Origin of the sequence: Cupriavidus sp. WGlv3 (assembly GCF_023952475.1) — a bacterium.
Taxonomy (GTDB): domain Bacteria; phylum Pseudomonadota; class Gammaproteobacteria; order Burkholderiales; family Burkholderiaceae; genus Cupriavidus; species Cupriavidus phytorum.
On record NZ_JALHRX010000104.1, the window covers coordinates 1 to 1,157 of the forward strand.

Consider the following 1,157-nt stretch of genomic DNA (forward strand, 5'->3'; position numbering starts at 1 on the left):
GGCATGGTGAACTCGGCGCCCTTGGCGATCGAGTCGGGCCAGCGCTGCATCACGCTCTTGTAGCGCGTGTAGAAGCGCACGCCCTCTTCGCCATAGGCATGGTGGTCGCCGAACAGCGAGCGCTTCCAGCCGCCGAACGAATGCCACGCCATCGGCACCGGGATCGGCACGTTGATGCCGACCATGCCCACCTGGATCTGCCGCGCGAACGCGCGCGCGATGCCGCCGTCGCTGGTGTAGCAAGATACGCCGTTGCCGTACTCGTGCGCGTTGATCAGCGCCACCGCCTCGGCAAAGTCATGCACGCGCACCACCGACAGCACCGGCCCGAAGATCTCTTCCTTATAGATCGTCATCTCCGGCGTGACATGGTCGAACAGCGTGCCGCCGACGTAGAAGCCGTTCTCGTGGCCGTCGACCTGGTGGCCGCGGCCATCGGTCACCAGCGTCGCGCCTTCGGCCACGCCCTGGGCGATATAGCCCTCGACCTTGGCCTTGTGCGCGCCGGTCACCAGCGGGCCCATCTCGGCATCGGCCTCCATGCCGTTGCGGATCTTCAGCGCGCGCGCGCGTTCTGCGAGGCGCGGCACCAGCCGGTCAGCGACGTCGCCGACCGCGACCGCCACCGAGATCGCCATGCAGCGCTCGCCGGCCGAGCCATAGGCCGCCCCGATCAGCGCGTCGACGGCCTGGTCCAGGTCCGCATCGGGCATCACCACCAGGTGGTTCTTGGCGCCGCCCAGCGCCTGCACGCGCTTGCCGTGCCTGGTGCCTTCGGTATAGATGTATTCGGCGATCGGGGTCGAGCCGACGAACGACAGCGCCTGCACGTCGGGGTGCGCCAGCAACGCGTCGACCGCTTCCTTGTCGCCCTGCACCACGTTGAACACACCGTCGGGCAGGCCGGCCTGGCGCAGCAGATCGGCAATCAGCAGGCTCGGCGACGGATCGCGCTCGGACGGCTTGAGCACGAAGGTATTGCCGCACGCCAGCGCCACCGGGAACATCCACATCGGCACCATCACCGGGAAGTTGAACGGCGTGATGCCGGCCACCACGCCCAGCGGCTGGCGCAGGTTCCAGTTGTCGATGCCGCCGCCGATGTTGTCGGTGAAATCGGTCTTGAGCAGGTTGGGGATGCCGCAGGCGAACTCCAC

1 protein-coding gene is annotated in these 1,157 nt (G+C 67.8%); it reads right to left on the reverse strand.

Features of this window, described 5'->3' with window-relative positions; translation table 11 throughout:
• Positions 1 to 1,157: CoA-acylating methylmalonate-semialdehyde dehydrogenase (locus tag MKD38_RS30645; protein ID WP_252682431.1), on the reverse strand; the 1,157-nt coding region annotated here is incomplete at both ends.